Below are 23,279 nucleotides of genomic sequence, written 5' to 3'. Positions count from 1 at the left end.
ACCGAGAACTACACTCTCTCCGTCGTCGGCAGCGTCAGATGTGTATAAGAGACAGATCCCGCGAAGTCACGCGAGGCCATCCGCCTGTCGCATGCGGTGCATGGGGTGCGGTTCTTCACGGTCGACCACCCGAGCGAGCTGGCCAAGCTGGTGGAGGAAACCCGGGGCGCCGCGGCCGAAACCAGCGTCGCGGTCCGGATCGCGGTCCATGCGGAAGCGTCCCGCTACGCCTTGTCGACCAAGTTCGGCGCCGCCCCGGATCTCGCGGTAGAGCTGCTGGTCGCGGTGCGGCAGGCCGGGTTCCGCACCGGCCTGTCGTTCCATGTCGGGTCGCAATGCCTCGACCCGAAAGCCTTCGGCCAGGCCCTGCTGATCTGCCGCGACGTGCTGCGGCGCGCCGGAACCGACATCGACCTCCTGAACATGGGCGGCGGCTTCCCGGCGCCTTATCCGGGCGACGCCGCCGGCCGCCTCGACGATTACTTCAACGCCGCCGAACTCGGCCGGCGGGCGCTCGGGCTGTCGCCCGACTGCTTGATCCTGTGCGAGCCGGGCCGCGCGCTCGTGGCCACGGCCGCCAGCGTCGTCACCCGGGTGCTGATGCGTAAGAGCGACGTGCTGTATTGCAACGACGGGATCTACGGCAACCTGCAGGAACTGCGCAGCCCGAAGGAGCGCCGCCCGGCCCGGGTCATCACCCAGGACGGCGGCATCCGCCAGGGCCAGGCCGCTTTCCGGGTCTACGGCCCGACCTGCGATTCCGACGATGTGCTGGGCGCCCCCTTGCTGCTGCCCGAGGACGTCCGGGAAGGCGACTGGATCGAGCTCGGCATGATGGGCGCCTATAGTTCGGCCACGCGCACGCCCTTCAACGGGTTCTCGGCCCATGCCACCATCCAGGTGCCGGGCTGATCCGGTGAACACGGCATCGGGGGCTGGCGGGCACGCCAGGGCCCGGTCCGGCGCCACGCTTCTCGGCATCGTCGGCATCGTGCTTTGGGCCACCGAGACCGGGCTCGCCAGTCTCACGACTAGGCTGCCGGCCTTTGAGGTCACGGGGCTGGCCTTTGCGGCGGCGGCGCTGTTGTCGCCCTTTGCCTGGTGGATCAGCGGCGACGGCCCGGGCGCCGCCTTTCGCCAGCCCTGGTGGGTCTGGGCCGTGACGGTGCCGAGCCTCGTGGCCTATCACGCCTGCATTTATTTCGCCGTGCATCGCGCCCCGGCCGCCCCGGCGGCGCTGCTGCAGGGCTGCACGCCCTTGTTCATCGTGTTCGGCTCGGCGCTGCTGCCTGGGCGGCGGCTGCGCTGGTGGCATGTCGCGGGCGCCGTGGCCGGGCTCGAGGGCTTGGTGGCGCTGTCGATCGACGGCCAGGGGCTCGGGGCGCTCGCGGGTGGCGCCTCGGCCGCCCTGCTGTTGATCGGCATTGCGGCGGGTTTGTGGGGGCTTTATTCGCTGCTGACGAGCCGCTTCGGCGGCGTGCCGACCTCCGCCATGGGGACGTTCTACGCGGCCTCCGCCGTGCTGGCGCTCGTCTGCCACGCGAGCTTCGAGGCCTGGGTGCCGCCGAGCCCCGCCCAATGGGCCGCGATGGCGGCGCTCGGGCTGCTGCCGATGGGGCTGGCCCTGTTCCTTTGGGACCACGGCTTGAAGCAGGGCGACGTCCAGGCGCTCGGCGTCGCCTCCTATGTGGAGCCGCTGGTGGGCGCCGGCCTGGTGGTGGCCATGGGCCAGGGCGAATTGCGCTGGTCGATGCTGGTGTCGGGCCTCGTCATCATCGGCGGCGCTGTGCTGGGGGCCGCCAACGCCTTCGGCGACGGCGACGACGCCCCGCGAGCCACCCCCCTGCCCGACTGGCTGCCGCCCGACCTTCGCCGCCGGCTGCGGGCCGCGGCCGGCCAGGACGGCACGACGGTGGAGCTGTTCGTCCAACACCGGCTCGAAGACGCGCTGCGCACCCCCGGGCCACGCCGCGCCGTTTGACGGCGCTACAACACCGTGCGGATCGCAAAGGCTGACTGGATGCGGGCGACGCCCGGCAGGCGCGCCAGCACCTCGCGGTGGATCACCTCGTAGGCTCCCGCATCAGCGGCCTCGACGCGCAGCAGGTAGTCGGCCCCGCCGGTCATCAACAGGCATTGCCGGATCTCCGGATAGCGCAGGATGGCGGCCTCGAAGCGGTCGAGGAATTCCTCGGTCTGCCGCTCGAGCGTGATCTGCACCATGGCCACCAGCCCGCCCGCTTCGCCGGCCGACACCACGGCCGTGTAGCCCCGGATCACCCCGGCTTCCTCGAGCAACCGCACCCGCCGCAGGCAGGCCGATTGCGACAGGCCGACGGCCGCCGCAAGCTTCATGTTGCTGGAGCGGCCATCCTGCCGCAGCAGACGCAGCAGGGTGCGGTCGATCGGATCGAGGCGCGGCAGGATCTGGCTCGGGTTCGAAGGATCAGCGGAAATCTCGGCACCGTTTCGCAGATGCTGCCGCATTTCCGAAGCACATTCGCAGCCGCCGTGATTACACTGCGGTAGTGCGCGTTTGAGGTGATCGGTGACCCTTCCCGTTTGGCAGACCGAGCTTGACGACGCGGCCGGCGCCGTTCTGACGGTCGACCTCGGGGCGCTGCGGGCCAATTACCTGTGGCTCGCCGCCGCGGTGGCGCCAGCCGCCTGCGCGGCCGTCGTCAAGGCCGACGCCTATGGGCTTGGCGCCGCCGCGGTGGCGCCGGTGCTTTACCGTGCGGGCTGCCGCGACTTCTTCGTGGCCCACCTGTCGGAAGCCGTGGCGCTGCGGCCGCTGCTGCCGGCCGATGCCGCCCTGATGGTGCTGAACGGGCTGCAGCCCGGCACTGACGCCGCCTGTGCGGCAGCCGGCGCCGTGCCGGTGCTGAACAGCCTGGAGCAGGCCGAATCCTGGGCCGACTTTGGCCTGCGGGAGGGCCGCCGCCTGCCGGCCGTGGTGCAGCTCGATACCGGCATGTCGCGCCTCGGCCTGCCGCCGGACGAGTTCGACGCGCTTCTGGCGCAGCCCAAGCGGCTGGCCGCCCTCGATGTGGTGCTGGCGATGAGCCACCTCGCTTGTTCCGACGAGCCCGGCCACCCGGCCAATGCGGCGCAGCACCGCTGCTTCAGCCGCCTGCTCGAGCGCCTGCCCGGCACCCGCGTGTCGTTTGCCAATTCAGGCGGCATCCTGCTCGACCGAAGCTTCCACCACGACCTCGCCCGGCCGGGCGTGGCGCTTTACGGCGTCAACCCGACGCCCGATGCCGCGCACGGGCTGCGGCCGGTGGTGCGGCTCGACGCGCGGGTGATCCAGCTGCGCACCATCCCGGCCGGCACCGCCGTGGGCTACGGGGCCGCTTTCGTGGCGGCACGCCCCAGCCGCATCGCCACGATCGCGGTCGGCTATGCGGATGGCTGGCCGCGTCACCTCGGCGGCGCCGGGGCGGCTTACGTGGACGGCGTGCGCCTGCCCATCGCGGGCCGGGTGTCGATGGACAGCATCACGCTCGACGTCACGGACCTGCCGGAGGGCCGGCTCCGGCGCGGCAGCACGGTGGAACTCCTCGGCCCGCATCAGAGCCTCGACCAGGTGGCGGCCGAGGCCGGCACCATCCCCTACGAGATCCTCACCGGTCTCGGCCACCGCTACGCCCGCCGCATCCTCGACGCCTCCAACGAAGGGACTCCCCCATGAAGGTCACGGTTCTCGGCAGCGGCGTCATCGGCGTCACCTCGGCCTATTACCTGGCGCAGGCCGGTCACCAGGTGACGGTGATCGACCGGCAGGCCGGCCCGGCGCTTGAAACGAGCTACGCCAATGCGGGCGAGATCAGCCCCGGCTATGCGTCGCCCTGGGCCGCGCCCGGCATCCCGCAAAAGGCCATCAAATGGCTGTTGATGCGCCACGCCCCGTTGGTGGTGCGGCCGCGCCTCGATCCCGCCATGGCGTCCTGGCTCGCCCAGATGCTGCGCAACTGCACGGGCGTGCGCTACGGCATCAACAAGGGCCGCATGGTACGGCTCGCCGAATACAGCCGCGACGTGCTGATCGCGCTGCGGGCCTCGACCGGCATCCGCTACGACGACCGCCAGGGCGGCACCCTGCAGCTGTTCCGCGAACAAAAGCAGCTCGACGGCATCGGCAAGGACGTGGCGGTGCTGAAGGCCGACGGCGTGCCGTTCGAAGTGCTCGATCCGGCGGGCTGCATCGCGGTCGAGCCGGCGCTGGCCCATGTGCGCCACCGCTTCGTCGGCGGCCTGCGGCTGCCGGGCGACGAGACGGGCGACTGCTTCCTGTTCACGCAGCGGCTCGCCGCACTGGCGGAAGCGGCCGGCGTGGTGTTCCGCTACGGCACCACGGTGCGCCGGCTGCTGGCAGAGGGCGGCCGCATCACCGGCCTCAAGACGGACGCCGGCTTCGAGGCGGCCGAAGCCGTCGTGGTGGCGCTCGGCTCCTACGCGCCGCCGATGCTGAAGCCGCTCGGCATCGCGCTGCCGGTCTACCCGGTGAAGGGCTATTCGCTGACGGTGCCGATCGCCGATCCGGGCCGGGCGCCCGAATCCACCGTGATGGACGAAACCTACAAGATCGCCATCACCCGCCTCGGCGACCGCATCCGGGTCGGCGGCATGGCGGAAATCTCGGCCTTCAGCACCGATCTGCCGGACCGTCGGCGGGCCACGCTGGAGATGTCGGTCGGCGAGCTGTTCCCCGGCGGCGACCTCGCCCGCGCCAGCTTCTGGTCCGGGCTCAGGCCGATGACACCGGACGGCACGCCGGTGATCGGCCGCACGGTCTACGACAACCTGTGGCTCAACACCGGCCACGGCACGCTCGGCTGGACCATGGCCTGCGGCTCGGGCCGCGTCCTCAGCGACCTGATGAGCGGCCGTCGCGCCGATATCGCCACGGCCGACTTTGGCCTCGAGCGTTACCGGGCGCAGGACGTCGCAGCATGACGCGGGGCTGCGTCAGCTGCAGGTCGCCTCATTCCGGGGCGCGGCGTAGCCGAACCTGAAACCCGTGTGCTGCAACCTGGATCGCCGAGGCTCCCCGGTTCCGGCTCTCCGCTGACGCTGCGGCCGGAATGAGAAAGGTGGTCGCCATCGGCACAGATACGCCTCAGCCGGCCGCCGCCATGCGCTGGTTGGCCGGAACCGCATTGGCGATGATCTCGCCAAAGGGGCCGGCGTTCTTGGCCGGGCCGCGGTCGGTGCCGGTGGTGCTCTTCAACGGCAGCTTGGGGAACACCAGTTCGGCGAAGCGGTAGCATTCCTCGAGGTGCGGATAGCCCGACAGGATGAAGCGGTCGATGCCGAGCGCCATATATTCCTTCATGCGGGCCGCCACCTCGTCCGGGTTGCCGACCAGCGCCGTGCCGGCGCCGCCCCGCACCAGCCCGACCCCGGCCCACAGGTTGGGGCTCACCTCGAGGTTGCCGCGCCCACCCGCCGACAGTTGCGCCATGCGCTGCTGGCCGACGGAATCGTAGCGCGCAAAGGTTTTCCGCGCCGTCGCGATAGCCTCGTCGTCGACATGGCGGATCAGGTCGTCGGCTGCGGCCCAGGCTTTCTTCGAGGTTTCGCGCACAATGACGTGCAGCCGGATGCCATAGGAGAAGCTGCGGCCGCGCTCAGCCGCCACGGCCTTGGCGGCCGCGATCTTGGCCGCCACATCGGCCGGCGGCTCGCCCCAGGTCAGGTAGGTGTCGACATGCTTGGCCGCCACCTGCATGCCGGCCTCCGAGGAGCCGCCGAAATACAGCGGCGGATAGGGCGCCTGCACGGGCGGGTACAGCAGGTGCCCCTTCTCGATCCGCAGGTGCTCGCCGTTGAAGGTGGTCTCCTCCCCCTGCAACAGGCGGCGGTAGATCTCCAGGAATTCGTCCGTCACGGCATAGCGGGCGCCGTGATCCATGAAGATGCCGTCGCCCTTGGCCTCCTGCGGGTCGCCGCCGGTGACGACGTTGACCAGCAGCCGCCCTTCCGAAATGCGGTCGAGCGTCGCCGTCATGCGGGCCGCCACCGCCGGCTCCTGCAGGCCGGGCCGCACCGCCACCAGGAAGCGGAGCCGCTTCGTCAGCGGCACCATGGCGGAGGCGATGACCCAGGAATCCTCGCACGAGCGGCCGGTCGGCAGCAGCACCCCGAAATACCCGAGGTCGTCGGCCGCGCGGGCGATCTGTCCGAGGTAGTTGAGCGACACGTGCCGGGCCCCCGTCTCGCTCGCGAGGTAGCGGCCATCGCCATGGGTCGGCAAAAACCACAGGACGTCGGCGGCTTCGGCGGGCGCCGGCAGGTCGAGGTTGCTCATGGTCGGTCTCGGGCTCTTGGCGGGGCGGATCGGCCCCGGGCGTGAAGGAAACGGCGCTGCGGCGCGAAGGGTGCCGCGATCCGCCAGGGCGTCAGGGTGTCGGCGTCAGAACGGCTTCGCCGACCGACACGGGCTTCGGCAACAGTTTCAGGGCCGCAAAGGTGTCGGCCACCTTCTGCTGTTCGGCCATCACGGCCGGCGTCACGCGGGAAACGCCGAAACCCTGTCGGCCGATGGCGGTCGCCACCACGGCGGCCGGCAGTCGCACCGAAGTCGCGACGGTGTCGACCACGCTGGCCGGGTCCCGCTCGATCTTGCGGTCGACGGCGTCGAGCGCCGCCACCACGGCATCGACGGCGGCCGCGTTCTCGGCCGCAAAGCGGCGCGGCGCCAGATAGAATTGCGTGTTGGGGACCAGATTCTCCCCGGTCACCAGCGTCCGAGCGCCGGTCGCGGCCTGGGCGGCCGCCAGGTAAGGGTCCCAGATCGCCCAAGCATCGACGGAGCCGCGCTCAAAGGCCGCGCGGGCATCGGCGGGCGCCAGGAACACCGGATGGATGTCGGCATAGGACAGGCCTGCCGCCTCGAGGGCCCGCACCAGCAGGTAATGCACGTTGGAGCCCTTGTTGAGCGCCACCGACTTGCCCTTCAGGTCGGCCACATTGGCGATGGCGCTCCCCTTCGGCACCAGGATGGCCTCGCCTTTCGGCGCAGGCGGCTCGTTCGCCACATAAACGATGCTCGACCCGGCCGCCTGGGCGAAGATCGGCGGCGCTTCGCCGGTGAGGCCGAAATCGAGCGCCCCGGCGTTCATCGCTTCGAGCAGCTGCGGCCCGGCCGGGAACTCCGTCCATGTTACGTCGTAGCCGAGCGGCTTCAGCCGGCCATCGAGGCTGCCTTCCGCCTTCAGCAACAATAATGTTCCATATTTTTGGTAGCCGATACGAATGGTCCTGTCGGCCGCCTGTGCGGAACCGATGCCCAGCAGAACGGCGATCACGATGGCGAGAGGGACGCGTTTCATCAATTCTACCGGCTTGGCCACATGGCAAAGGGAGCTTGCATGATCTATTGTACTAGTCAACGATAGAGCATCATACGGAGCGACGATGAGCATCCTGGTTCGAGACGGCGTCGGGGTTCGGCCCCGGGCCGCCGTGGCCCCACGGCGCCGTTCCGGCGTGCCCGCGGCGGCTTGGGCCGGGTTGCAGCCCTGGCTGCTGCCGATCGCCCTGGTGGGCCTGTGGCAGGCCGCCTGCATGGCCGGCCTCGTGCCCGAAACCGTGCTGCCGCGCCCGTCCGCCGTGCTGGCCACCGGCTGGGCCATGGTCCGCACGGGCGAGTTGCCGGCCGCCATGGCGGTCAGCTTCGGGCGCGCGCTGGCCGGCCTCGTGGTCGGCGGCGGCATCGGGTTCGCGCTCGGCCTCGCCAACGGCCTGTCGCGGCGAAGCGACCGCTGGACCGACACGACGCTGCAGATGCTGCGCAACGTGCCGCATCTGGCGCTGATCCCGCTGGTGATCCTGTGGTTCGGCATCGGCGAGGGCGCCAAGCTGTTCCTGGTGGCGCTCGGCGTGTTCTTCCCGGTCTACCTCAACACACTGCACGGCATCCGAACGGTCGACCCGCAGTTGATCGAGATGGGCCGCTCCTACGGCATGAGCACGGCGACGCTGTTCCGCCGCGTGGTGCTGCCCGGCGCCCTGCCGTCGATCTTCGTCGGCCTGCGCTTCGGCCTCGGCATCATGTGGCTGACCCTGATCGTCGCCGAAACCATCGCGGCCCAGAGCGGCCTCGGCTACATGGCCATGCAGGCGCGCGAGTTCATGCAGACCGACGTGATCGTGCTGGCCATCCTGATCTATGCCCTGCTGGGCAAGCTGGCCGACTGGACCGCAACGCTCGGCGAGCGCTGGGCCATGCCGTGGAGGATCGCCCGATGAGCAGCATCCCCGAGGCCGCATCCCCGACCGGCGTCGCGGTGCGGCTCGAGCGTGTGTCGCGCAGCTTCGGCCCGCACGCGGTGCTGAAGGCGCTCGACCTGACGGTGGCGCCCGGCCAGTTCCTGGCCGTGGTGGGGCGCAGCGGCTCGGGCAAGAGCACGCTGCTGCGCCTGCTCTGCGGCCTCGACCAGCCGACCGGCGGGCAGGTGTTGTTCGACGGCGGGCCGGCCCGAGCCGGCGTGGCACGCCTGATGTTCCAGGAACCGCGGCTGCTGCCCTGGGCCAGCGTGATCGACAATGTGATGGTGGGCCTCAGGCCCGGCACGCCGGCGGCCGCCAAGGCGGAGCGCGCCCGCGCGGCGCTGGCCGCGGTGGGGCTCGAAGACCGCGCCGGGGATTGGCCCACCGTGTTGTCGGGCGGCCAGAAGCAGCGCGTTGCGCTCGCCCGCGCCCTGGTGAGCCGCCCCGGCCTGCTGCTGCTCGACGAGCCGCTTGGCGCACTCGACGCCCTGACGCGGCTCGACATGCAGGATCTGCTTGCCAAGGCCTGGCTCGACGGGCGGATGACGGCCGTGCTGGTGACCCATGACGTGACCGAGGCGGTGCGCCTCGCCGACCGCATCCTGCTGCTCGAAGACGGCAATGTGACGCTCGACGTGACCAACCCGGCGCCGCATCCGCGCCCGGCCCACTCGGCCGAGGCGGCGGCGCTGGAAGCTCGCATCTACGATCGCCTGCTGACCCGCGGCCTCGCGGCATGAGCCTGGGGCTGGCGGGCGCCATGGCCGATCACCCGGCAGGGCGCGCGACCCGGATTCTGGTGATCGGCGGCGGCTTCACCGGCGTCGCCCTGGCGTTGCACCTGATCCGGGCGACGGACGCGCCGCTGCACCTCGTGCTGGTCGACCCGTCGCCCGAGCCCGGGCGCGGCATCGCCTATGCGACCCCCGACCCCGAACACCGCATCAACGTGCCCAGCGACCGCATGGGGCTTTTTGCCGACGATCCGCATGCCTTCACGCGCTGGCTTTTCGCGCAAGGCCACCTGCCCGACGACGGCAGCCACGATGGGGCAGGCCATTTCTACGTGCCGCGCCAGCTCTACGGCAGCTTCATGGCCGACCAGTTGGGTCGGGCCGTCGCGACGGCCGGCGAAGGCCGGGTGCGGCTCGAGCATCGCCGCGCCCGCGTCGTGGCCCTGGCGGCCGTTCCCGGCGGCTGGGAAGCGCGCCTCGACGACGGCACGCAGGTCACAGCCGAAGCCGCCGCGCTCTGCCTCGGCCACGCGCCGCCGCAGCCGCCCTGCCGGGTGGAGGTCGCGGCGCTGAACCAGGCCGGTCTCGTGTCGAATCCCTGGTCGCCCGGCGCCCTGCGCCTCATCGCTGCGGACGCCGCGGTGCTGGTGGTCGGCACCGGCCTGACGATGGCGGACGTCATCGCCAGCTTGAGTGCCGCAGGCCATCGCGGGCCGGTCACGGCCGTGTCCCGCCGAGGCCTCGTGTCACGGCCGCACGGCGCCTTCGACCAGCCCTTCGACATCCTGGGAGGCGCGCCATTACCCCGCACCGCCCTCGAACTGTTGCGCCTGCTGCGGCGCTGCATTGCGACGGCGACGCAGGACTGGACCGTGGTGGTGGACGCTCTGCGGAGCCACCTGCCCGAACTTTGGGGAGCCCTGCCGGCCGCCGAGCAGCGACGTGTGCTGCACCGGCTGCTGCCGTTTTGGGAGGTGCATCGCTTCCGCATCGCGCCGCAATTGCAGGCCGCCATCCAGGCGGCCGAGGGGTGCGGCAGCTTGCGGATCGAACGGGCCGCCCTGACGGGGCTTGACCATGATGGCGCCCGTTTCCAAGCGACGCTACGCCGCCACGGCGGCGCGACGGAACAACAGGGCTTCGACGCCGTCGTGCTATGCACCGGTCCACGCAAGGGCGTTGCGGCCGATCCGCTGGCGGCCAGGCTGCTGGCCGATGGCGTGGCCCGCCTCGACGCGGTCGGGGTCGGCCTCGCGGTGGACCGGTCGAGCCGCGTGCTGGCCCCGGACGGCACGCCGCATCCGAGCCTGCTGGCGCTCGGCCCTATCACCCGCGGCAGCTTCGGCGAAATGACGGGCGCGCCCGACATCGCCAAGCATCTGGAGGCGATCGCCGGACCTTGGCTCGCCAGCCTGGTGCAGCATCCGCACCGGATCGGCTCCACCTGAGGCGATATCGCGCTGGAACGCAGTCCAGCGTGAAGGTTCCGTGCGCAGCTCTACCTAACTTTTGTTATGACTGCTTGGATTGCGACTGACATTTGCTGCGTCAGATCCGTTCAACAGGCCTCCTGATCGATCGGACGCACGGGATCTATTTGAACCAACCGTGCCTTCCGCCGTTCAATCCTAGTGACTCGCACGGCAGCAGGCGACCGTGGAGAACACAGGTCGGCATGCTGGGTTCAGCCGTCATTGCGAGCGAAGCGAAGCAATCCAGGATCTCGGCGCCGGACTGGATGGCTTCGCTTCGCTCGCAATGACGGGAAAGCCATGCTGGGGCTCGGGCTGCCTGCGCGAAAGCCGATCCTCGTGCCGTTCGGCACCACCACAACGCGCAGGCCGCTCCCGGCTGGCGCGTTGAACCCTTTCGGAGGACCATCATGAAGGCTCTTTGTTGGCACGGCACCAACGACATCCGCTGCGATCAGGTCCCCGACCCGACCATCGAGGATGCGCGCGACGTCATCATCAAGGTTACGGCCTGTGCGATCTGCGGCTCGGACCTGCATCTGATGGACGGGCTCATGCCCACCATGAAGTCCGGCGACGTGCTGGGCCATGAATTCATGGGCGAGGTGGTGGAGACGGGCGCCGGCTTCACCAAGTTCAAGAAGGGCGACAAGATCGTCGTGCCGTTCAACATCAACTGCGGCGAATGCCGGCAGTGCCGGCTCGGCAATTATTCGGTCTGCGAGCGATCGAACCGCAACGGCGCCATGGCGGCGGCCCAGTTCGGCTATCCCACGGCCGGGCTGTTCGGCTATTCGCACCTGACCGGCGGTTACGCGGGCGGCCAGGCCGAATATGTGCGGGTGCCGATGGCCGACGTGGCGCCCATGAAGGTGCCGGAAGGCTTGTCGGACGAGGAGGTGCTGTTCCTCACCGACATCTTCCCCACCGGCTACCAGGGCGCCGAACATGCCGAAGTGCGCGACGGTGACATCGTGGCGATCTGGGGCGCCGGCCCGGTCGGCTATTTCGCCATCCAGTCGGCCAAGCTGATGGGGGCCGGCACCATCATCGCGATCGAAACGGTGCCGGAGCGCATCGCGCTCGCCAAGAAGGCGGGGGCTACCCACATCATCGATTTCGCCAACGAGGACGTTTACGAGCGCATCCTCGAGATCAGCGGCGGCAAGGGGGCCGATTCGGTGATCGATTGCGTCGGCATGGAAGCGAGCGGCGCCCATGGCTTCGCGGGGCTGATCGATGCCGCCAAGGAGAAGCTGACCTTCTCCGAACGCACAACGGCGCTCGATCAGGCCATCCGGGCGGTGCGCCCTTGCGGCATCGTTTCGGTGCCGGGCGTCTATGGCGGGCCGGTGTCGGTCAATATGGGCTCGATCGTGCAGAAGGGCCTGACGCTGAAGTCCGGCCAGACCCACGTGAAGCGCTACCTCGAGCCGCTCACCAAGCTGATCCTGGACAAGAAGGTCGACATGACCTCGGTCATCTCGCATCGCAGCACCGACCTCGCCGACGGGCCGGAGCTGTACAAGACCTTCAAGAACAAGACCGACGGCTGCACCAAGGTGGTGTTCCACCCCGCCGGCTGACGCTTCGGCACCGGGCGACGATCGAGGGCCGAAAGCCCTCGCGGTGTCGCCCGGCGGCATCCGTCTTGCTTAGTCATCCGGGTTCCGGCCCGGAGGTGGTTTATGCGGTTTTCGCTCGGTTGTTCGCTCGGCTACGACGTGAAGGTGCCGACGCCCTTCGTGTTCAACGTCGAATTGGCCAAGCTCGCGTCGCAGACCATTGTCAGCGAAACTCTCACCCTGTCGCCCGATTGTGCGACTGAGCGCTGGACCATGCCGGAAACCGGCAACCGTTACATCCGGATCACGGCGCCCCCGGGCCGCTTCACCCTCGACTACCAAGCCGAAGTGGACCTGATGCCGGCGCTCGAGGACCCGGATGCCGTGACCGAGGTCGCGGCGGCCGATATCCCCCTTCCGACGCTCGTCCACCTCTACCCCAGCCGTTACTGCCAGTCCGACAAGCTGCAGCGCCTCGCGAACCGCACCTTTGGCGCCGAGCAGCCCGGCTATGCCCGCGTCACGGCGATCTGCAATTGGATTCACGACAATGTCGACTATGTCGGCGGCGTGTCGGACGAGCTCACCTCGGCCTTCGACACCGCCACCGAGCGGGCCGGCGTGTGCCGCGACTTCGCCCATCTGGCGATCTCGTTCTGCCGCGCCCTCGGCATCCCGGCCCGCTATGTCAGCGCTTATGCGTGGCGGCTCGACCCGCCCGACTTCCATGCCGTGATCGAGGCCTATCTGCAGGGGCCGAATGGCCCGGGCTGGTACCTGTGCGACCCCACCCGCAAGGCGGCCGCCGATGGCCTCGCCCGCATCGGTGTCGCCCGCGACGCCGCCGAGGTCGCCTTTGCGTCGCCCTTCGGCGCGGTGGACTACGACAAGCCCGAAGTGTGGATTAGGGCGCTCGGCCCCGAACAGGTCGAGCCGCCGACCACCCTGGCGATCCGGGCCGAGTAGCCACCACGGGGCCTCAGCTGCAGGCTTCGATCTGGGCCAGCAGATGGGTGAATTCCACCGGTTTCGCATGGTAATGGTCGCAGCCCGCCGCCTCGGCGCGCTCGCGGTCGCTGTCGAGAGCATGCGCCGTCAAGGCGATGATGGGCAGGTGCGCCACGCTGGCGTCGCGCTTCAGGATGCCGGCGGCCGTCCAGCCGTCCATCACCGGCATGCTCATGTCCATCAAGATCACGTCGGGCTGCTCGGAGCGTGCCTTGCTGACCCCCTGGGCACCGTCGACCGCGATGATCACCTCGTAGCCGCGCCGCTCGAGGCGACGGGACAGGAAATCGTAGATCTGCTCGTGATCCTCGACGAGCAGGATCCGCTTGCGTGCGCCCATGCCGGTGCTTTCTCGCTTCGGCAACGACCCGACCGGGGGACCCATGACCGGGATGCCTGTCAAGCAAGCTCGGCCTTTTTTGTTTAATGCCGGCTTAACGCCACGCTTCCTTCCAGCCGTTTGCCAAATCACGCCTGTGTGAGACCACCGTGGTCCTCCCGGCATCGATTCCCGCCCCAGGCGTCGCGGGGGCCAACGCCGCTGGACTTGGCCATGACGGGCATGCTCCATAAGGCGCCGATCGCGCGATCCGTCATGGCGCGCCGCCACGAGAAGGGTTCCGCAATGTCCCACGCCCTGCAATTCTACATCGATGGCGCCTGGGTGGACCCGGTCGAGGCAAAAACACTCGATGTCATCGACCCTTCGACCGAGGAAGCCTTCGCGCAGGTCTCGCTCGGCTCGGCCGCCGATGTCGACCGGGCGGTCGCGGCCGCCCGGGCGGCCTTTCCGCGCTTTTCGCGCACGGCGCCGGCCGAGCGGCGCGACCTGCTGCGCCGCATCCTCGAGACCTACGACAAGCGCGCCGAGGACCTTGCCCAGGCGGTGTCGCGCGAGATGGGAGCGCCCATCGCCTATGCGCGCGACGCCCAGGTCTGGGTCGGGCGCGCCCACCTGGCCAAGATGATCGAAGTTCTCGACAGCTTCGCGTTCCAGCACCGCAAGGGCGCGGGGCTGATCGTCAAGGAGGCGATCGGCGTCGTCGGGCTGATCACCCCGTGGAACTGGCCGCTCAACCAGATCACCTGCAAGGTCGGGCCGGCGCTGGCGGCCGGCTGCACCATGGTGCTGAAGCCGTCCGAGGTGGCGCCGCTCGATGCGATCATCTTCGCCGAGATCCTGCACGAGGCCGGCGTGCCGAACGGCGTCTTCAACCTCGTCAACGGCGACGGGCCGACCATCGGGGCCGCCATGTCGGCGCATCCCGACATCGACATGATGTCCTTCACGGGTTCGACCCGGGCCGGCATCCAGGTCGCCAAGGCGGCGGCCGACACGGTGAAGCGCGTCAGCCAGGAGCTCGGCGGCAAGTCGGCCAACATCCTGCTGCCCGACGTCGACCTCGAAGTGGCAGTGAGCAAGGGGGTCGACGGCTGCTTCGGCAACGCGGGTCAGTCCTGCAACGCCCCGACCCGCATGTTCGTGCCTCGCGCCCTGCAGGACGAGGCCAAGATCGTGGCCCGCCGCGCCGCCGAAGCCTACCGGGTCGGCCCGGCCGACGCGGCCGACACGGGCCTCGGCCCAGTGGTCAGCCAGGCGCAGTTCGACAAGATCCAGACCCTGATCCAGAGCGGCATCGACGAGGGCGCCACCCTAGTGGCGGGCGGTCCCGGCCGTCCGGCCGACCTCAACCGCGGTTATTACGTGCGCCCCACCGTGTTCGCCGACGTGACCCCGACCATGCGCATCGCCCGCGAAGAAATCTTCGGCCCCGTGCTGGCCATCATGCCCTACGACAGCGAGGACGAAGCGGTGACCGAGGCCAACAACACCCCCTTCGGGCTCGCCGCCTATGTGCAGGGGCGCGACCTCGCCAAGGCGCGGGTCGTGGCGGGGTTAATGCGCGCCGGCCGGGTGCACATCAATTATCCCGATTGGGATGCCGGCATGCCGTTCGGCGGCTACAAGCAATCCGGCAACGGGCGGGAATATGCCGAATACGGCCTCGAGGACTTCCTTGAGACCAAGGGCATCTCGGGCTACGAGGCGGCCTGAGCCAGGGCGACAGAACGGGCCGCGGAACCCGCCTTCAGCGGCGCAGCAGGTTCCGCAGGCCCGGTGCGCCATCCGCTCCGAAGCGCTCCCAGGCCTGAAGACAGGCGGCGTCGCGGTCGCCCACGTAGTCGTCCTGGTCGGCATCGGCCTGATGACGCAGCGCCGGCGACAAGCCCGACGGCGCGAGCGCCGCTTCGTCGATGTCGGCCGAACCCATCAGGGCCTGGACCTGGCCCGCATCGACCTGGAACCCGCAGGGCGATGCCGCGTGCCGCAGCTTGATTACCGACAACGCCACGATCTCCTGCCAAGCAGTGAGCCTGGGGGGCGGCGCAGCGGCACCAGGCTCGGTGGCCAGTCCAAGCAGCATCAACGCCAACGCCGGGGCACCCAGCCGCCGCAGGCCACGGGGCGGATCCTTCCGGATCGCCCTTACTGGCAATTGTTCGGCCGCGTGCCGTTGACGGTTGCGGTGGCGTCCGTCGAGGCCTCACGCACCAGGATACCGGTGAACTGCGTCCCTGCAGCGCCCCAAAGCTTTTCGGCCGTCGCGCAGGCCGCCGTTTGATCGCCGTGGAAGCGCTGGTTCCAATGGCCGACGAAGCTGTTCTGCGATAGGCGCCGCTCGATGCGATAAAGCGAGTTGTAAAGGTCGCGCGTGTAATCCCGGTTGCCGGGCGCCCGGCTGAGGTCCACCAGCGTCTCGCTCAACTTGCTGGTGTCGACCCTGAAATTGCAAGCCGTCGACAACACCGGAAGCACCTGCACCCAGCCGGCCGACAACGGACCATCCTGATCGAGGCGCGCCCAAAAGGCATGCGCCGGTGCCGCCTCACTTTGCGAGACCATGAGACCGGCCGAAATCGCCACGCAGGCGAGGGTCACTTTGTTCATCGGTGCCTCAGGGATCGAGGATTCTGGTGCACCCATGGAGTGCAGGACGGGGTTGGACTGCGTGAAGTCGCCGATACACCTTCAACGAGCCCGGACGTCGAACGCGCTTTCCGCCAGGACGATCGAGGCAGAGCGTGAGGGAGGATCTTCGACCTCCCAAAAACAATGGTCATCAGAGCATTCACCTCCCCAGGTGACGCCCCCTCCGTTCAACAGATAAAGCAGCATCGATCCGCGCATAGAAGGCATGATAATTTATGCATCACGTCTTCGTGAGCGACGGGCGTAGTTTTCCGCCTACAGCGCGCCGAGCTGCTTCATCAGCCCCAGATTGTCCAGCAAGGCCCAATGCTCCACCAGCAGACCGTCGCGGAACTCGAACAGGTCCAACACTGCGATGTCGATCGGCCTGCCGGTGGCGGCCAATCCCATCAGCTCGCCCCCATGGGTGCCCTGCACACGCAAGCGCACCAGCACCTTGCCGCCTTCCGCCACCACATCCTCGATCGGCAACCGCATGTCCGGAATGCCGGGGTGCAGCGCGTCGGCGAGCTGCTTGACGCCGGCCGGGCCCACCACCTGGAACGGCAGGCCGGGATCGTGCCGCCGGAAGTCGGGCGCGATATGGGCCTGCCACCAAGCCTCGTCGCGATCGAGAAAGGCCTGGAAATAATCGCGGGCCAGCTGCTTGTTGGTTTCGGCCGTCGCCATGCTGCATTCTCCCGGAAACATTGGGGTTGTTCGAAGCGTCGATCAGGCCACGTAGGGCACGGTTGCCTTGAAGGCCGGCCGCTCGGCCGTGGCGGCCCGCAAGGCCGCAAGCTGCGGGGTAGGCTCGACCCACGGCGCCGCGGCGAAGCGCAGCGTGAGGTAATCGTAGGCCACCACAGCCGTGATCACCGCGATGTCGGGCGGGCCGCCACGGTAGGCGGGCGGCTCGGCCTCGAGCGGCCGCAGCCCCGTCACGATCGTGCGGCGGCGCTTCAGCCCCACCCGGGTTTCGCCCCAGGCCGGGTCCATCTGCATCTGGCCGGTGACGATGTTGGCCATGGCGTCGATCACCCCCATGGCGCGGCCGGCCTGGGACACCACCCGGTCGAGGTCGGTCCCGAGCAGGCTCGGCTCCGGCACCTTGCGTTCGAGCCAGAGCAGGATCAGCAGGCTTTCGGTCGAGGGCAGGCCGCCGTCGATCTCGAGCGTCGGCACCCGGCCGGCCGGGTTGAGAGCCAGCAGGGCCTCGGGGTCGCCCCACGGATTGACGATCTCGCTCGGCCCGAGGTCGAAGCCTTTTTCGGCGAGCGCGATGCGGGCGATGCGCGCATAGGGCGAGGTCGTGTTGGTGAGGATGCGCATCAAGCGGGCTCCGCGACCGCGCTATAGCCGAAGCGCGGGAAATGAACGTGCACGGTGCCGACGCTGTCGTTCTTGTGCCGGATCACGAGTTCGGTCGGGTCGGCGGCGACGAGCTGGCCCCGGATCGGGTCGTTGGCATCGTCGGTCCGCACCTCGACCCATTCGCCGCCCTTCAGCCCCGACGGATCGTCGGCCGCGACGCCGCGCACCGGCTCCGGTTCGGCCTCCCGCGCGATCCGCAACGCTTCGTCAGCCGCCATGGCGGCGCGCCGGCCGTGGCCGACGGCCGCGACGCGGTCCATCCAGGCGAGCAGCGGCCGGAACGGCAGCAGGGCCTCGGCCTCGGCACCGCCGTTCTGCCGGGCGAACCACAGCGTGTGATAGGCCGACAGGTCGGCGGCCGAGAGGCTATGGCCGAGCAGGAACGGCCGGCCGTCCTTCAGCATGTCGGCCAGAAACCCCATCTGGGCCGCCGTGCGCTGCCGGTTGAGCGGCAGGTCGCGCAGCGAGGCCGCCTTCGAGAAATCATGCTTCATGAAGCGGATGCGGTCTTCGATGAACTCGGCCGGCACGCCGTCGCCGATGATGGAGGTCGTGAGCGTCGCGGCCGGCAGAAAGGTGGTGGTGTCGGCCCACCAACTCAGCACCGACGCGAGCCCGACCTGATCGTCGGGGTAGAGCGTCGGCTCCGGGTGGCGGCGGTCGAGCTCGCGCAGGATCAGCAGGGTGTCGCAATAAATGTCGGCGCCGACCTGCAGCACGGGCGCGCGGCGGAACCCCGCCGTCAGCGGCACGGTGTCGGGCCGCGGCGGCCACACCGGCACCTCGACGGCCCGCCAGGCGAGGTCCTTGACCCCGAAGGCGAGCCGCAGCTTCTCGCAGAAGGGAGACAGATCATATTGGTGCAGGATGAGGTCGGGCATGGCGGGCGGATCCTCGGTTTATTTTGAAACTCAGCCCTCATTCCGGACGCAGCGGAGCGGAGATCCGGAACCGGGGAGCCTGGGCGATGCAGGTCGGCGCACACCGGTTCCGGGTCCGGCTGCGCCGTCCCGGAATGAAGGGGCGCTGCGCTCAGCCCAGGCACCGCGCGAAAATGTCCTGCGCCTGGCGCACCGTCATCTTGCGGGCCGAGGGGCAGGCGATCACGGTGTGGTCGGTGGCGGTGCGGTGGTCGAAGTCCTTGGCCGCGATGCCGGCGTAAAGGCCCGGCACGGCGCGCTCGGCCATCTCGCGCACCCGGCCCGGCGGCAATTGTTCCGGCGTGAAGTGCGTCGGGAAACCAATGTCGGCGTATAACGAGCGGATCGCCTCGGCGCAGGCCGCGATCGTGGCGGCCCGGCCCAGCCCTGCGGTCTCCACCTCCAGCGCCGCGGCGAGCGGACCCACCTTGTCGGGCAGCACCGCGAGGTTGAACGCCACCACATGCGGCAGCAGCACGCCGACCCCGTAGGGATGGGCCAAGTCGAGCTGCCCTTCGAGCGGCAACGACAGGGCGTGGCCGTGGCCGAGCCGGGCATTGCCGCAGGCCACATTGGCCATGCAGGAGGCGACGAGGTTGTTGTTTCGCGCCCGTTCGTCGTCCGAATTGATGGAGGCCCGCAGCGAGCCATATTGCAGCCGCACGGCGCCGAGCGCCACGGCGTCGGTCAGCGGCGAGGCGATGCCGCTGAGATAGGCCTCGACGCCATGCGTCAGGGCGTCGACGGCCGGCAGGGCCGCGACCCGCATCGGCAGCGAGCGCAGCGTCACGGCATCGAGGATCGCGGCATCCGGGAAGCTGAGCGGGCCGCCGCCGAGCAGCTTCAGGTGGCGCTCCTCGTCCTTGACGATGGTCCATTGCGACACTTCGGAGCCTGAGCCGGCCGTGGTCGGCACCATGATCATCGGCAGCGCCTTCCGGTCGAAGCGCCCGACGCCCGTGCATTCCGCCATCGGCTTGTGGTTGGTGGCCACGATGGCGATGCCCTTGCCGGTGCACATCACCGAGCCGCCGCCGATGCAGATCACCCCGTCGATGCCGTCGTGCCGCACCCGCGCGCCCTGCTGGTCGATGTGCGAGCAACGGGCGTCGATGCCGCAGTCGTCGAAGCGCGATATCGCGAGGCCGGCCTCGGCCAGCGCCGCCAGGGCCGCGGCATGAAACGGCTGGGCGGAGATCACCGGGTCCGACACCACGAGCACCCGGCTCATGCTCAGTTCACGCGCCAAGTGCCCGATCGTGCCGAGGGCACCAGCGCCGGACACAATTCGGGTGGGCATGTAGAAGGTTGTGATCAAGGGCGTTCCTCGGGATGCTGGCGTCTCGAGGCGCCGCTTTCTTGCCTCGATCCTGTCGAGGTCCTCGGAATGGGGCCAATATCGTTTTGCGACGGGCGGGATCACCGCCCGCGATGGAGCCCGGCGCCCGTCAGGCCGCCTTGGCCTGCGCCAGAACCGCAGCCACGATGGCCGGGAGGAGGCCGGGGAAGCGCGTCTCGATCTCGGCGCAGCGCGCGCTGTTCAGCATCTCGACGCCCTGCCGCTCGCTGCGGATCAGCCCCGCCTCCCGCAGGGCCCGGAAATGCTGCGACAGCGTCGATTTCGGCACCGTCCGCTCGCTGACGGTCGCGAAGGCGGCGCAGCGTTGCGCGCAGCCGCCCCCCAGGATGCCGACGAAGATGGCGGCGCGCGTTTCATCGGCCAGCGCATGCAGGATGCCGGCGAGCGTGATGTCCTCAAGGGCGGGATGGGCAAGCGGCCGCATGCCCACACCCTACGGAGGCTTGACAGCGAGTTCAATAGTTCTGATATTCCGAACTATTGAACTTATCGCCTGGTCAATATGGCGGTTCTGATCGGAGACGTGTCATGGGTAAGCTCGAAGGCAAGGTCGCGGTCGTCACGGGCGCCTCAAAGGGCATCGGCGCCGGCATCGCCAAGGCGCTGGCAGCCGAGGGGGCCGCGGTTGCGGTCAATTACGCGTCCAGCAAGGCGGGAGCCGATGCGGTGGTGGCCGCCATCACGGCAGCGGGCGGCAAGGCAGTCGCGGTGGGCGGTGATGTGTCGAAGCCCGATGAAGCGAAGCGCATCGTCGACGATGCAGTGGCGGCCTTCGGCCGGCTCGACATCCTGGTCAACAATTCGGGCGTCTACGCCTTCTCGCCGATCGAGGAGGTCTCGGCGGCGCAGTTCCATGCCATGTTCGACGTCAACGTGCTCGGGCTGCTGCTTGTCACCCAGGCGGCGGCCGCGCATCTGGGCCAGGGCGGCGCCATCATCAACATCGGCTCGGGCGTCACCAGCCTAACGCCGCCGATGAGCGCGATCTATTCCGGCACAAAGGGCGCGGTCGACGCCATCACGGGCGTGCTGGCGAAGGAACTCGGGCCGCGCGGGATCCGAGTCAATTCCATCAATCCGGGGATCGTCGTCACCGAGGGCACCGCGACGGCTGGCTTCGCAGGTTCGGATTTCGAGAAGGCCCTGGTGGCCCAAACGCCGCTCGGCCGCGCCGGTCAGCCCGATGACATCGCCAAGGTGGCGGTGTTCCTGGCTTCCGACGACGCCGGCTGGGTGACGGGCGAGAAGATCATCACGGGCGGCGGCCTGCGCTGAACCTTCGCGTCAGCGCAGGTGCTTCAGCAGCGGCACCAGCGCCACGAACACCACCAGGGCCGCGAACAGGAAACTGGCGCGGCTCTGCTGGCGATAGGCCTCTATGGCCCAGACCAACGGCACGACGGCCGCCGCCAGGATGCCGACCGGCGCCGGCAGGACGCCAAGATAGGTCAGCCCGCACATCACGAAGCAGGCCGCGTAAACGGTCAGCCGGGTCTTGGGCGAAAATCGGGAATCCCGCGGGGCATCGACACTCATGGTGCTGAGATGCGGCCGAGGACGGCCGGGCGCAAGGCGGGCCCGGCCGGATGCAGCGCGGCTCAGCCGTGCTTGGTGATGGTGGTGCGGATCTGCGAACAATCATGCAGCGCCGCAAACCCCTTTTCGCGGCCGTGGCCGGACTTCTTCATGCCGCCGAAGGGCAGCTCGATGCCGCCGCCCGCCCCGAAGGCGTTGATATAAACCTGGCCCGCCTTGATGCCGCGCGACACCCGGAGGGCCCGGTTGCCGTCGTGCGACCACACGGCGGCCATCAGGCCATAATCCGTGCCGTTGGCGAGCCGCACCGCATCGGCCTCGTCGTCGAAGGGCAGCACGGCCAGCACGGGGCCGAACACCTCGAGCGTGGCAAGCTCGTTGGCGCGCGGCACCGGCCCATAAACGCGCGGCGCCACGAAGAAGCCCTCGGCCGGCGTCCCTTCGGCGATCTGGCCCGAGGCCAGCACCGGCACGCCCTGGTCCTCGGCGCGGGCGAAAAAGCCCTCGATGCGCTTCTTCTGCGTGGCGTTGATGACCGGCCCGAGGTCGCGGTCCATCTCGGGCGTGCCGGCCGTCAGCTTGGAGAACTTGTCGGCCAAGGCCTGCACCACGGTGTCATAAGCGGCCTTCTCGACCAGCACCCGGCTGCCGGCCGAGCAGGTCTGGCCGGCGTTCTGCACCATGGCGTTGGAGATCACGCTCGTGGCCGTGTCGAGGTCGGCGTCGCCGAACACCACGTGGGGCGACTTGCCGCCGAGCTCCAACGTGCAGCCGATGTGGTTCCGGGCCGCGGCCGTCTGGATCAGCACGCCCACCTCCGGGCTGCCCGTAAAGGAAATGAAGTCGATATCACGGTGGCTCGACAGCGCCGCGCCGGCTTCTTCGCCGAGGCCCGGCACGATGTTGAGCGCGCCTTCCGGAAAGCCGGCCTCGGCCGCGAGTTCGGCCAGCCGCAGCGGCGTCAGACAGGCGTCCTCGGCGGGCTTCACCACGCAGGCGTTGCCCATGGCGAGCGCCGGCGCCACGGTGCGGCCGAACATCTGGGCCGGGTAGTTCCACGGGATGACGTGGGCCGTCACACCATAGGGCACGTGCTCGGTGGTGACGAAGAAGCCGGGCAGGAACGGGATGGTGTCGCCATGCACCTTGTCGGCCGCGCCGCCGTAATATTCGAAATAGCGCGCGGTGGCCACCATATCGGCCCGCGCCTGCTTCAAGGGCTTACCGGTGTCGCGCGCCTCGATCAGCGCCAGCTCCTCGGCGTGGTCGGCGATCAACAGCGCGAATTTCGACAGGAGCCGGCCGCGCTCGGTGGCCGAGAAGCGCGACCAGGCGCCGCCCTCGGCCGCCGCGCGCGCGGCAGCGACGGCGCGGTCGACGTCCTCCGCATTGCCGGCCGTGATGGCCGCGAACACCTGCCCCTCGGCCGGCGCCACCACCGGCACCGTCTTGCCCGAGGCGCCCGGCACCCACTTGTTGTTGATGAAGACGCCCTTGGCGGCGCTCGACACGATCGGCTTGTTCATGGCGTGTGGCTTTCGCGTTGGCGCCGCGGTGGGCCTCCCCGGCCTCGCAGGCGCGCTCATCCCGTCGCGGCGGGCCTGCCCGCCCGTCTCTTAAGGGGTATGTCGGGCGCCCCGGCCCGGCCGGCAAGCACCTTTTCGGGATGGCCCGCATAGGCGGGCGCTATGGCGCGTCTGCGTGTCGCCATCGCGCGGCGGCATGCCGGCCCTCGCGAAGGGCTATTGGCAGGCGGGGGCCAGTGGGCGCAAGGCTGGCCACCCGCCGCCCTGCACCGACCTGTGCCCATGCTCCACGCCCTCTCGACCCTCGCGCTGCCGTTGTTCGTGCCGGCCGACCGGCCGGAGCGCTATGCCAAAGCCTTGGCGGCCGGGGCCGATGCCGTGATCGTCGATCTCGAGGATGCGGTGGCACCGCTGGCCAAGCCGGCGGCCCGGCAAGCGCTGCGCGATGCGCGCGACACGCTGGCCGCCGCCACCGGCCCGGTGCTGCTTCGCATCAACGCCCGCGGCACGCCCCACCACGAGGCCGACATCGCGGC

Annotated in this window: 25 protein-coding genes and 1 pseudogene; 13 read left to right on the top strand and 13 right to left on the bottom strand. The window is 69.5% G+C overall.

What is annotated here, in order from left to right; translation table 11 throughout:
- Positions 1–66 precede the first annotated feature (66 nt).
- The 3 genes and pseudogenes from P7D22_RS16960 to P7D22_RS16950 all read left to right on the top strand — a co-directional run.
- A pseudogene (locus P7D22_RS16960) lies at positions 67–558 on the top strand (type III PLP-dependent enzyme); the annotation flags it as partial.
- Positions 559–564: 6 nt separating this feature from the next.
- The gene (locus tag P7D22_RS16955; RefSeq protein WP_319935439.1) at positions 565–912 is read left to right on the top strand and encodes a hypothetical protein; all 348 of its coding nucleotides are present in this window, start codon (positions 565–567) and stop codon (positions 910–912) included.
- A gap of 4 nt (positions 913–916) precedes the next feature.
- Positions 917–1,981, top strand: coding sequence for a DMT family transporter (locus P7D22_RS16950; protein ID WP_319935435.1), 1,065 nt, complete (start codon positions 917–919; stop codon positions 1,979–1,981).
- A gap of 5 nt (positions 1,982–1,986) precedes the next feature.
- On the opposite strand, the gene P7D22_RS16945 is transcribed toward P7D22_RS16950, so the two are convergent.
- On the bottom strand, positions 1,987–2,424 hold the full coding sequence (locus tag P7D22_RS16945) for an Lrp/AsnC family transcriptional regulator (protein WP_319935438.1): 438 nt from the start codon (positions 2,422–2,424) through the stop codon (positions 1,987–1,989).
- Positions 2,425–2,548: 124 nt separating this feature from the next.
- Between P7D22_RS16945 and alr the strand changes: the two genes are divergently transcribed.
- Together alr and P7D22_RS16935 are read left to right on the top strand one after the other, a co-directional pair.
- Complete coding sequence (gene alr / locus P7D22_RS16940; protein ID WP_319935434.1) at positions 2,549–3,694, top strand: alanine racemase; 1,146 nt, start codon at positions 2,549–2,551, stop codon at positions 3,692–3,694.
- The gene (locus P7D22_RS16935) at positions 3,691–4,959 is read left to right on the top strand and encodes a D-amino acid dehydrogenase (RefSeq protein WP_319935433.1); all 1,269 of its coding nucleotides are present in this window, start codon (positions 3,691–3,693) and stop codon (positions 4,957–4,959) included. The genes alr and P7D22_RS16935 overlap by 4 nt, the downstream gene beginning before the upstream one ends.
- A 163-nt stretch (positions 4,960–5,122) precedes the next feature.
- Here the strand turns inward: P7D22_RS16935 and ssuD are convergent, their stop codons facing one another.
- A complete protein-coding gene (gene ssuD / locus P7D22_RS16930) occupies positions 5,123–6,313 on the bottom strand; it encodes an FMNH2-dependent alkanesulfonate monooxygenase (RefSeq protein ID WP_319935432.1) in 1,191 nt (396 codons plus the stop codon).
- A gap of 91 nt (positions 6,314–6,404) precedes the next feature.
- On the bottom strand, positions 6,405–7,337 hold the full coding sequence (locus tag P7D22_RS16925; protein WP_319935431.1) for an aliphatic sulfonate ABC transporter substrate-binding protein: 933 nt from the start codon (positions 7,335–7,337) through the stop codon (positions 6,405–6,407).
- 85 nt (positions 7,338–7,422) lie between these two features.
- On the opposite strand from P7D22_RS16925, the gene P7D22_RS16920 reads away from it, so the two are divergent.
- From P7D22_RS16920 to P7D22_RS16900, 5 genes are all read left to right on the top strand, one after another.
- The gene (locus P7D22_RS16920; protein ID WP_319935430.1) at positions 7,423–8,256 is read left to right on the top strand and encodes an ABC transporter permease subunit; all 834 of its coding nucleotides are present in this window, start codon (positions 7,423–7,425) and stop codon (positions 8,254–8,256) included.
- The gene (locus P7D22_RS16915) at positions 8,253–9,017 is read left to right on the top strand and encodes an ABC transporter ATP-binding protein (RefSeq protein WP_319935429.1); all 765 of its coding nucleotides are present in this window, start codon (positions 8,253–8,255) and stop codon (positions 9,015–9,017) included. The genes P7D22_RS16920 and P7D22_RS16915 overlap by 4 nt, the downstream gene beginning before the upstream one ends.
- A complete protein-coding gene (locus P7D22_RS16910; RefSeq protein ID WP_319935428.1) occupies positions 9,014–10,459 on the top strand; it encodes an FAD/NAD(P)-binding protein in 1,446 nt (481 codons plus the stop codon). The genes P7D22_RS16915 and P7D22_RS16910 overlap by 4 nt, the downstream gene beginning before the upstream one ends.
- A gap of 434 nt (positions 10,460–10,893) precedes the next feature.
- On the top strand, positions 10,894–12,069 hold the full coding sequence (locus tag P7D22_RS16905; RefSeq protein ID WP_319935427.1) for a zinc-dependent alcohol dehydrogenase: 1,176 nt from the start codon (positions 10,894–10,896) through the stop codon (positions 12,067–12,069).
- Between the two features lie 102 nt (positions 12,070–12,171).
- Positions 12,172–13,014, top strand: a complete 843-nt coding sequence (locus P7D22_RS16900) for a transglutaminase-like domain-containing protein (RefSeq protein ID WP_319935426.1) — start codon at positions 12,172–12,174, stop codon at positions 13,012–13,014.
- A 13-nt stretch (positions 13,015–13,027) separates the two neighbouring features.
- Here P7D22_RS16900 and P7D22_RS16895 read toward each other — a convergent pair whose 3' ends face one another.
- Positions 13,028–13,396 (bottom strand): response regulator, encoded by a 369-nt coding sequence (locus P7D22_RS16895; RefSeq protein WP_319935425.1) that lies wholly within the window; start codon positions 13,394–13,396, stop codon positions 13,028–13,030.
- Between the two features lie 285 nt (positions 13,397–13,681).
- Here P7D22_RS16895 and P7D22_RS16890 point away from each other — a divergent pair, with 285 nt between their 5' ends.
- Positions 13,682–15,112, top strand: a complete 1,431-nt coding sequence (locus P7D22_RS16890; RefSeq protein WP_319935437.1) for an aldehyde dehydrogenase family protein — start codon at positions 13,682–13,684, stop codon at positions 15,110–15,112.
- A gap of 34 nt (positions 15,113–15,146) precedes the next feature.
- Here the strand turns inward: P7D22_RS16890 and P7D22_RS16885 are convergent, their stop codons facing one another.
- From P7D22_RS16885 to P7D22_RS16855, 7 genes are all read right to left on the bottom strand, one after another.
- Entirely contained in the window at positions 15,147–15,482 is a 336-nt protein-coding gene (locus P7D22_RS16885) for a hypothetical protein (RefSeq protein ID WP_319935424.1), read from the bottom strand.
- Between the two features lie 62 nt (positions 15,483–15,544).
- Positions 15,545–16,006, bottom strand: coding sequence for a hypothetical protein (locus tag P7D22_RS16880; protein WP_319935423.1), 462 nt, complete (start codon positions 16,004–16,006; stop codon positions 15,545–15,547).
- Between the two features lie 297 nt (positions 16,007–16,303).
- Positions 16,304–16,717: an ester cyclase gene (locus tag P7D22_RS16875; protein ID WP_319935422.1), complete on the bottom strand. Its 414-nt coding sequence runs from the start codon at positions 16,715–16,717 to the stop codon at positions 16,304–16,306.
- A gap of 42 nt (positions 16,718–16,759) precedes the next feature.
- Positions 16,760–17,359 (bottom strand): glutathione S-transferase family protein, encoded by a 600-nt coding sequence (locus P7D22_RS16870; protein ID WP_319935436.1) that lies wholly within the window; start codon positions 17,357–17,359, stop codon positions 16,760–16,762.
- Complete coding sequence (locus P7D22_RS16865) at positions 17,359–18,282, bottom strand: glutathione S-transferase family protein (protein ID WP_319935421.1); 924 nt, start codon at positions 18,280–18,282, stop codon at positions 17,359–17,361. The genes P7D22_RS16870 and P7D22_RS16865 overlap by 1 nt, the downstream gene beginning before the upstream one ends.
- 151 nt (positions 18,283–18,433) lie before the next feature.
- Complete coding sequence (locus P7D22_RS16860) at positions 18,434–19,639, bottom strand: iron-containing alcohol dehydrogenase (protein ID WP_319935420.1); 1,206 nt, start codon at positions 19,637–19,639, stop codon at positions 18,434–18,436.
- A gap of 130 nt (positions 19,640–19,769) precedes the next feature.
- On the bottom strand, positions 19,770–20,105 hold the full coding sequence (locus P7D22_RS16855) for an ArsR/SmtB family transcription factor (RefSeq protein WP_319935419.1): 336 nt from the start codon (positions 20,103–20,105) through the stop codon (positions 19,770–19,772).
- 104 nt (positions 20,106–20,209) lie between these two features.
- Between P7D22_RS16855 and P7D22_RS16850 the strand changes: the two genes are divergently transcribed.
- A complete protein-coding gene (locus P7D22_RS16850) occupies positions 20,210–20,956 on the top strand; it encodes a glucose 1-dehydrogenase (RefSeq protein WP_319935418.1) in 747 nt (248 codons plus the stop codon).
- Positions 20,957–20,965: 9 nt separating this feature from the next.
- Here the strand turns inward: P7D22_RS16850 and P7D22_RS16845 are convergent, their stop codons facing one another.
- Both P7D22_RS16845 and P7D22_RS16840 read right to left on the bottom strand, forming a co-directional pair.
- Positions 20,966–21,217 (bottom strand): hypothetical protein, encoded by a 252-nt coding sequence (locus tag P7D22_RS16845; RefSeq protein ID WP_319935417.1) that lies wholly within the window; start codon positions 21,215–21,217, stop codon positions 20,966–20,968.
- Positions 21,218–21,279: 62 nt separating this feature from the next.
- The gene (locus P7D22_RS16840) at positions 21,280–22,743 is read right to left on the bottom strand and encodes an aldehyde dehydrogenase family protein (RefSeq protein WP_319935416.1); all 1,464 of its coding nucleotides are present in this window, start codon (positions 22,741–22,743) and stop codon (positions 21,280–21,282) included.
- 282 nt (positions 22,744–23,025) lie between these two features.
- On the opposite strand from P7D22_RS16840, the gene P7D22_RS16835 reads away from it, so the two are divergent.
- Positions 23,026–23,279 (top strand): aldolase/citrate lyase family protein (locus P7D22_RS16835; RefSeq protein ID WP_319935415.1); only part of this gene is annotated, 254 nt, incomplete at its 3' end.

This window comes from Lichenihabitans sp. Uapishka_5 (assembly GCF_033947565.1).
Taxonomy (GTDB): domain Bacteria; phylum Pseudomonadota; class Alphaproteobacteria; order Rhizobiales; family Beijerinckiaceae; genus Lichenihabitans.
The sequence above is the reverse complement of the archived record's forward strand: the minus strand, read 5'-3'. Positions and strand labels throughout refer to the sequence as shown.

Bases quoted from the DNA above. Each gene is read 5' to 3' on its own strand.
- P7D22_RS16885 (WP_319935424.1), bottom strand. From the start codon at position 15,482: ATGCTGCTTGGACTGGCCACCGAGCCTGGTGCCGCTGCGCCGCCCCCC.
- P7D22_RS16925 (WP_319935431.1), bottom strand. From the start codon at position 7,337: ATGAAACGCGTCCCTCTCGCCATCGTGATCGCCGTTCTGCTGGGCATC.
- P7D22_RS16905 (WP_319935427.1), top strand. From the start codon at position 10,894: ATGAAGGCTCTTTGTTGGCACGGCACCAACGACATCCGCTGCGATCAG.
- P7D22_RS16865 (WP_319935421.1), bottom strand. From the start codon at position 18,282: ATGCCCGACCTCATCCTGCACCAATATGATCTGTCTCCCTTCTGCGAG.
- P7D22_RS16890 (WP_319935437.1), top strand. From the start codon at position 13,682: ATGTCCCACGCCCTGCAATTCTACATCGATGGCGCCTGGGTGGACCCG.
- P7D22_RS16875 (WP_319935422.1), bottom strand. From the start codon at position 16,717: ATGGCGACGGCCGAAACCAACAAGCAGCTGGCCCGCGATTATTTCCAG.
- P7D22_RS16935 (WP_319935433.1), top strand. From the start codon at position 3,691: ATGAAGGTCACGGTTCTCGGCAGCGGCGTCATCGGCGTCACCTCGGCC.
- ssuD (WP_319935432.1), bottom strand. From the start codon at position 6,313: ATGAGCAACCTCGACCTGCCGGCGCCCGCCGAAGCCGCCGACGTCCTG.
- P7D22_RS16900 (WP_319935426.1), top strand. From the start codon at position 12,172: ATGCGGTTTTCGCTCGGTTGTTCGCTCGGCTACGACGTGAAGGTGCCG.
- P7D22_RS16895 (WP_319935425.1), bottom strand. From the start codon at position 13,396: ATGGGCGCACGCAAGCGGATCCTGCTCGTCGAGGATCACGAGCAGATC.
- P7D22_RS16850 (WP_319935418.1), top strand. From the start codon at position 20,210: ATGGGTAAGCTCGAAGGCAAGGTCGCGGTCGTCACGGGCGCCTCAAAG.
- P7D22_RS16920 (WP_319935430.1), top strand. From the start codon at position 7,423: ATGAGCATCCTGGTTCGAGACGGCGTCGGGGTTCGGCCCCGGGCCGCC.
- P7D22_RS16910 (WP_319935428.1), top strand. From the start codon at position 9,014: ATGAGCCTGGGGCTGGCGGGCGCCATGGCCGATCACCCGGCAGGGCGC.
- P7D22_RS16915 (WP_319935429.1), top strand. From the start codon at position 8,253: ATGAGCAGCATCCCCGAGGCCGCATCCCCGACCGGCGTCGCGGTGCGG.
- P7D22_RS16855 (WP_319935419.1), bottom strand. From the start codon at position 20,105: ATGCGGCCGCTTGCCCATCCCGCCCTTGAGGACATCACGCTCGCCGGC.
- P7D22_RS16870 (WP_319935436.1), bottom strand. From the start codon at position 17,359: ATGCGCATCCTCACCAACACGACCTCGCCCTATGCGCGCATCGCCCGC.
- P7D22_RS16880 (WP_319935423.1), bottom strand. From the start codon at position 16,006: ATGAACAAAGTGACCCTCGCCTGCGTGGCGATTTCGGCCGGTCTCATG.
- P7D22_RS16845 (WP_319935417.1), bottom strand. From the start codon at position 21,217: ATGAGTGTCGATGCCCCGCGGGATTCCCGATTTTCGCCCAAGACCCGG.
- P7D22_RS16840 (WP_319935416.1), bottom strand. From the start codon at position 22,743: ATGAACAAGCCGATCGTGTCGAGCGCCGCCAAGGGCGTCTTCATCAAC.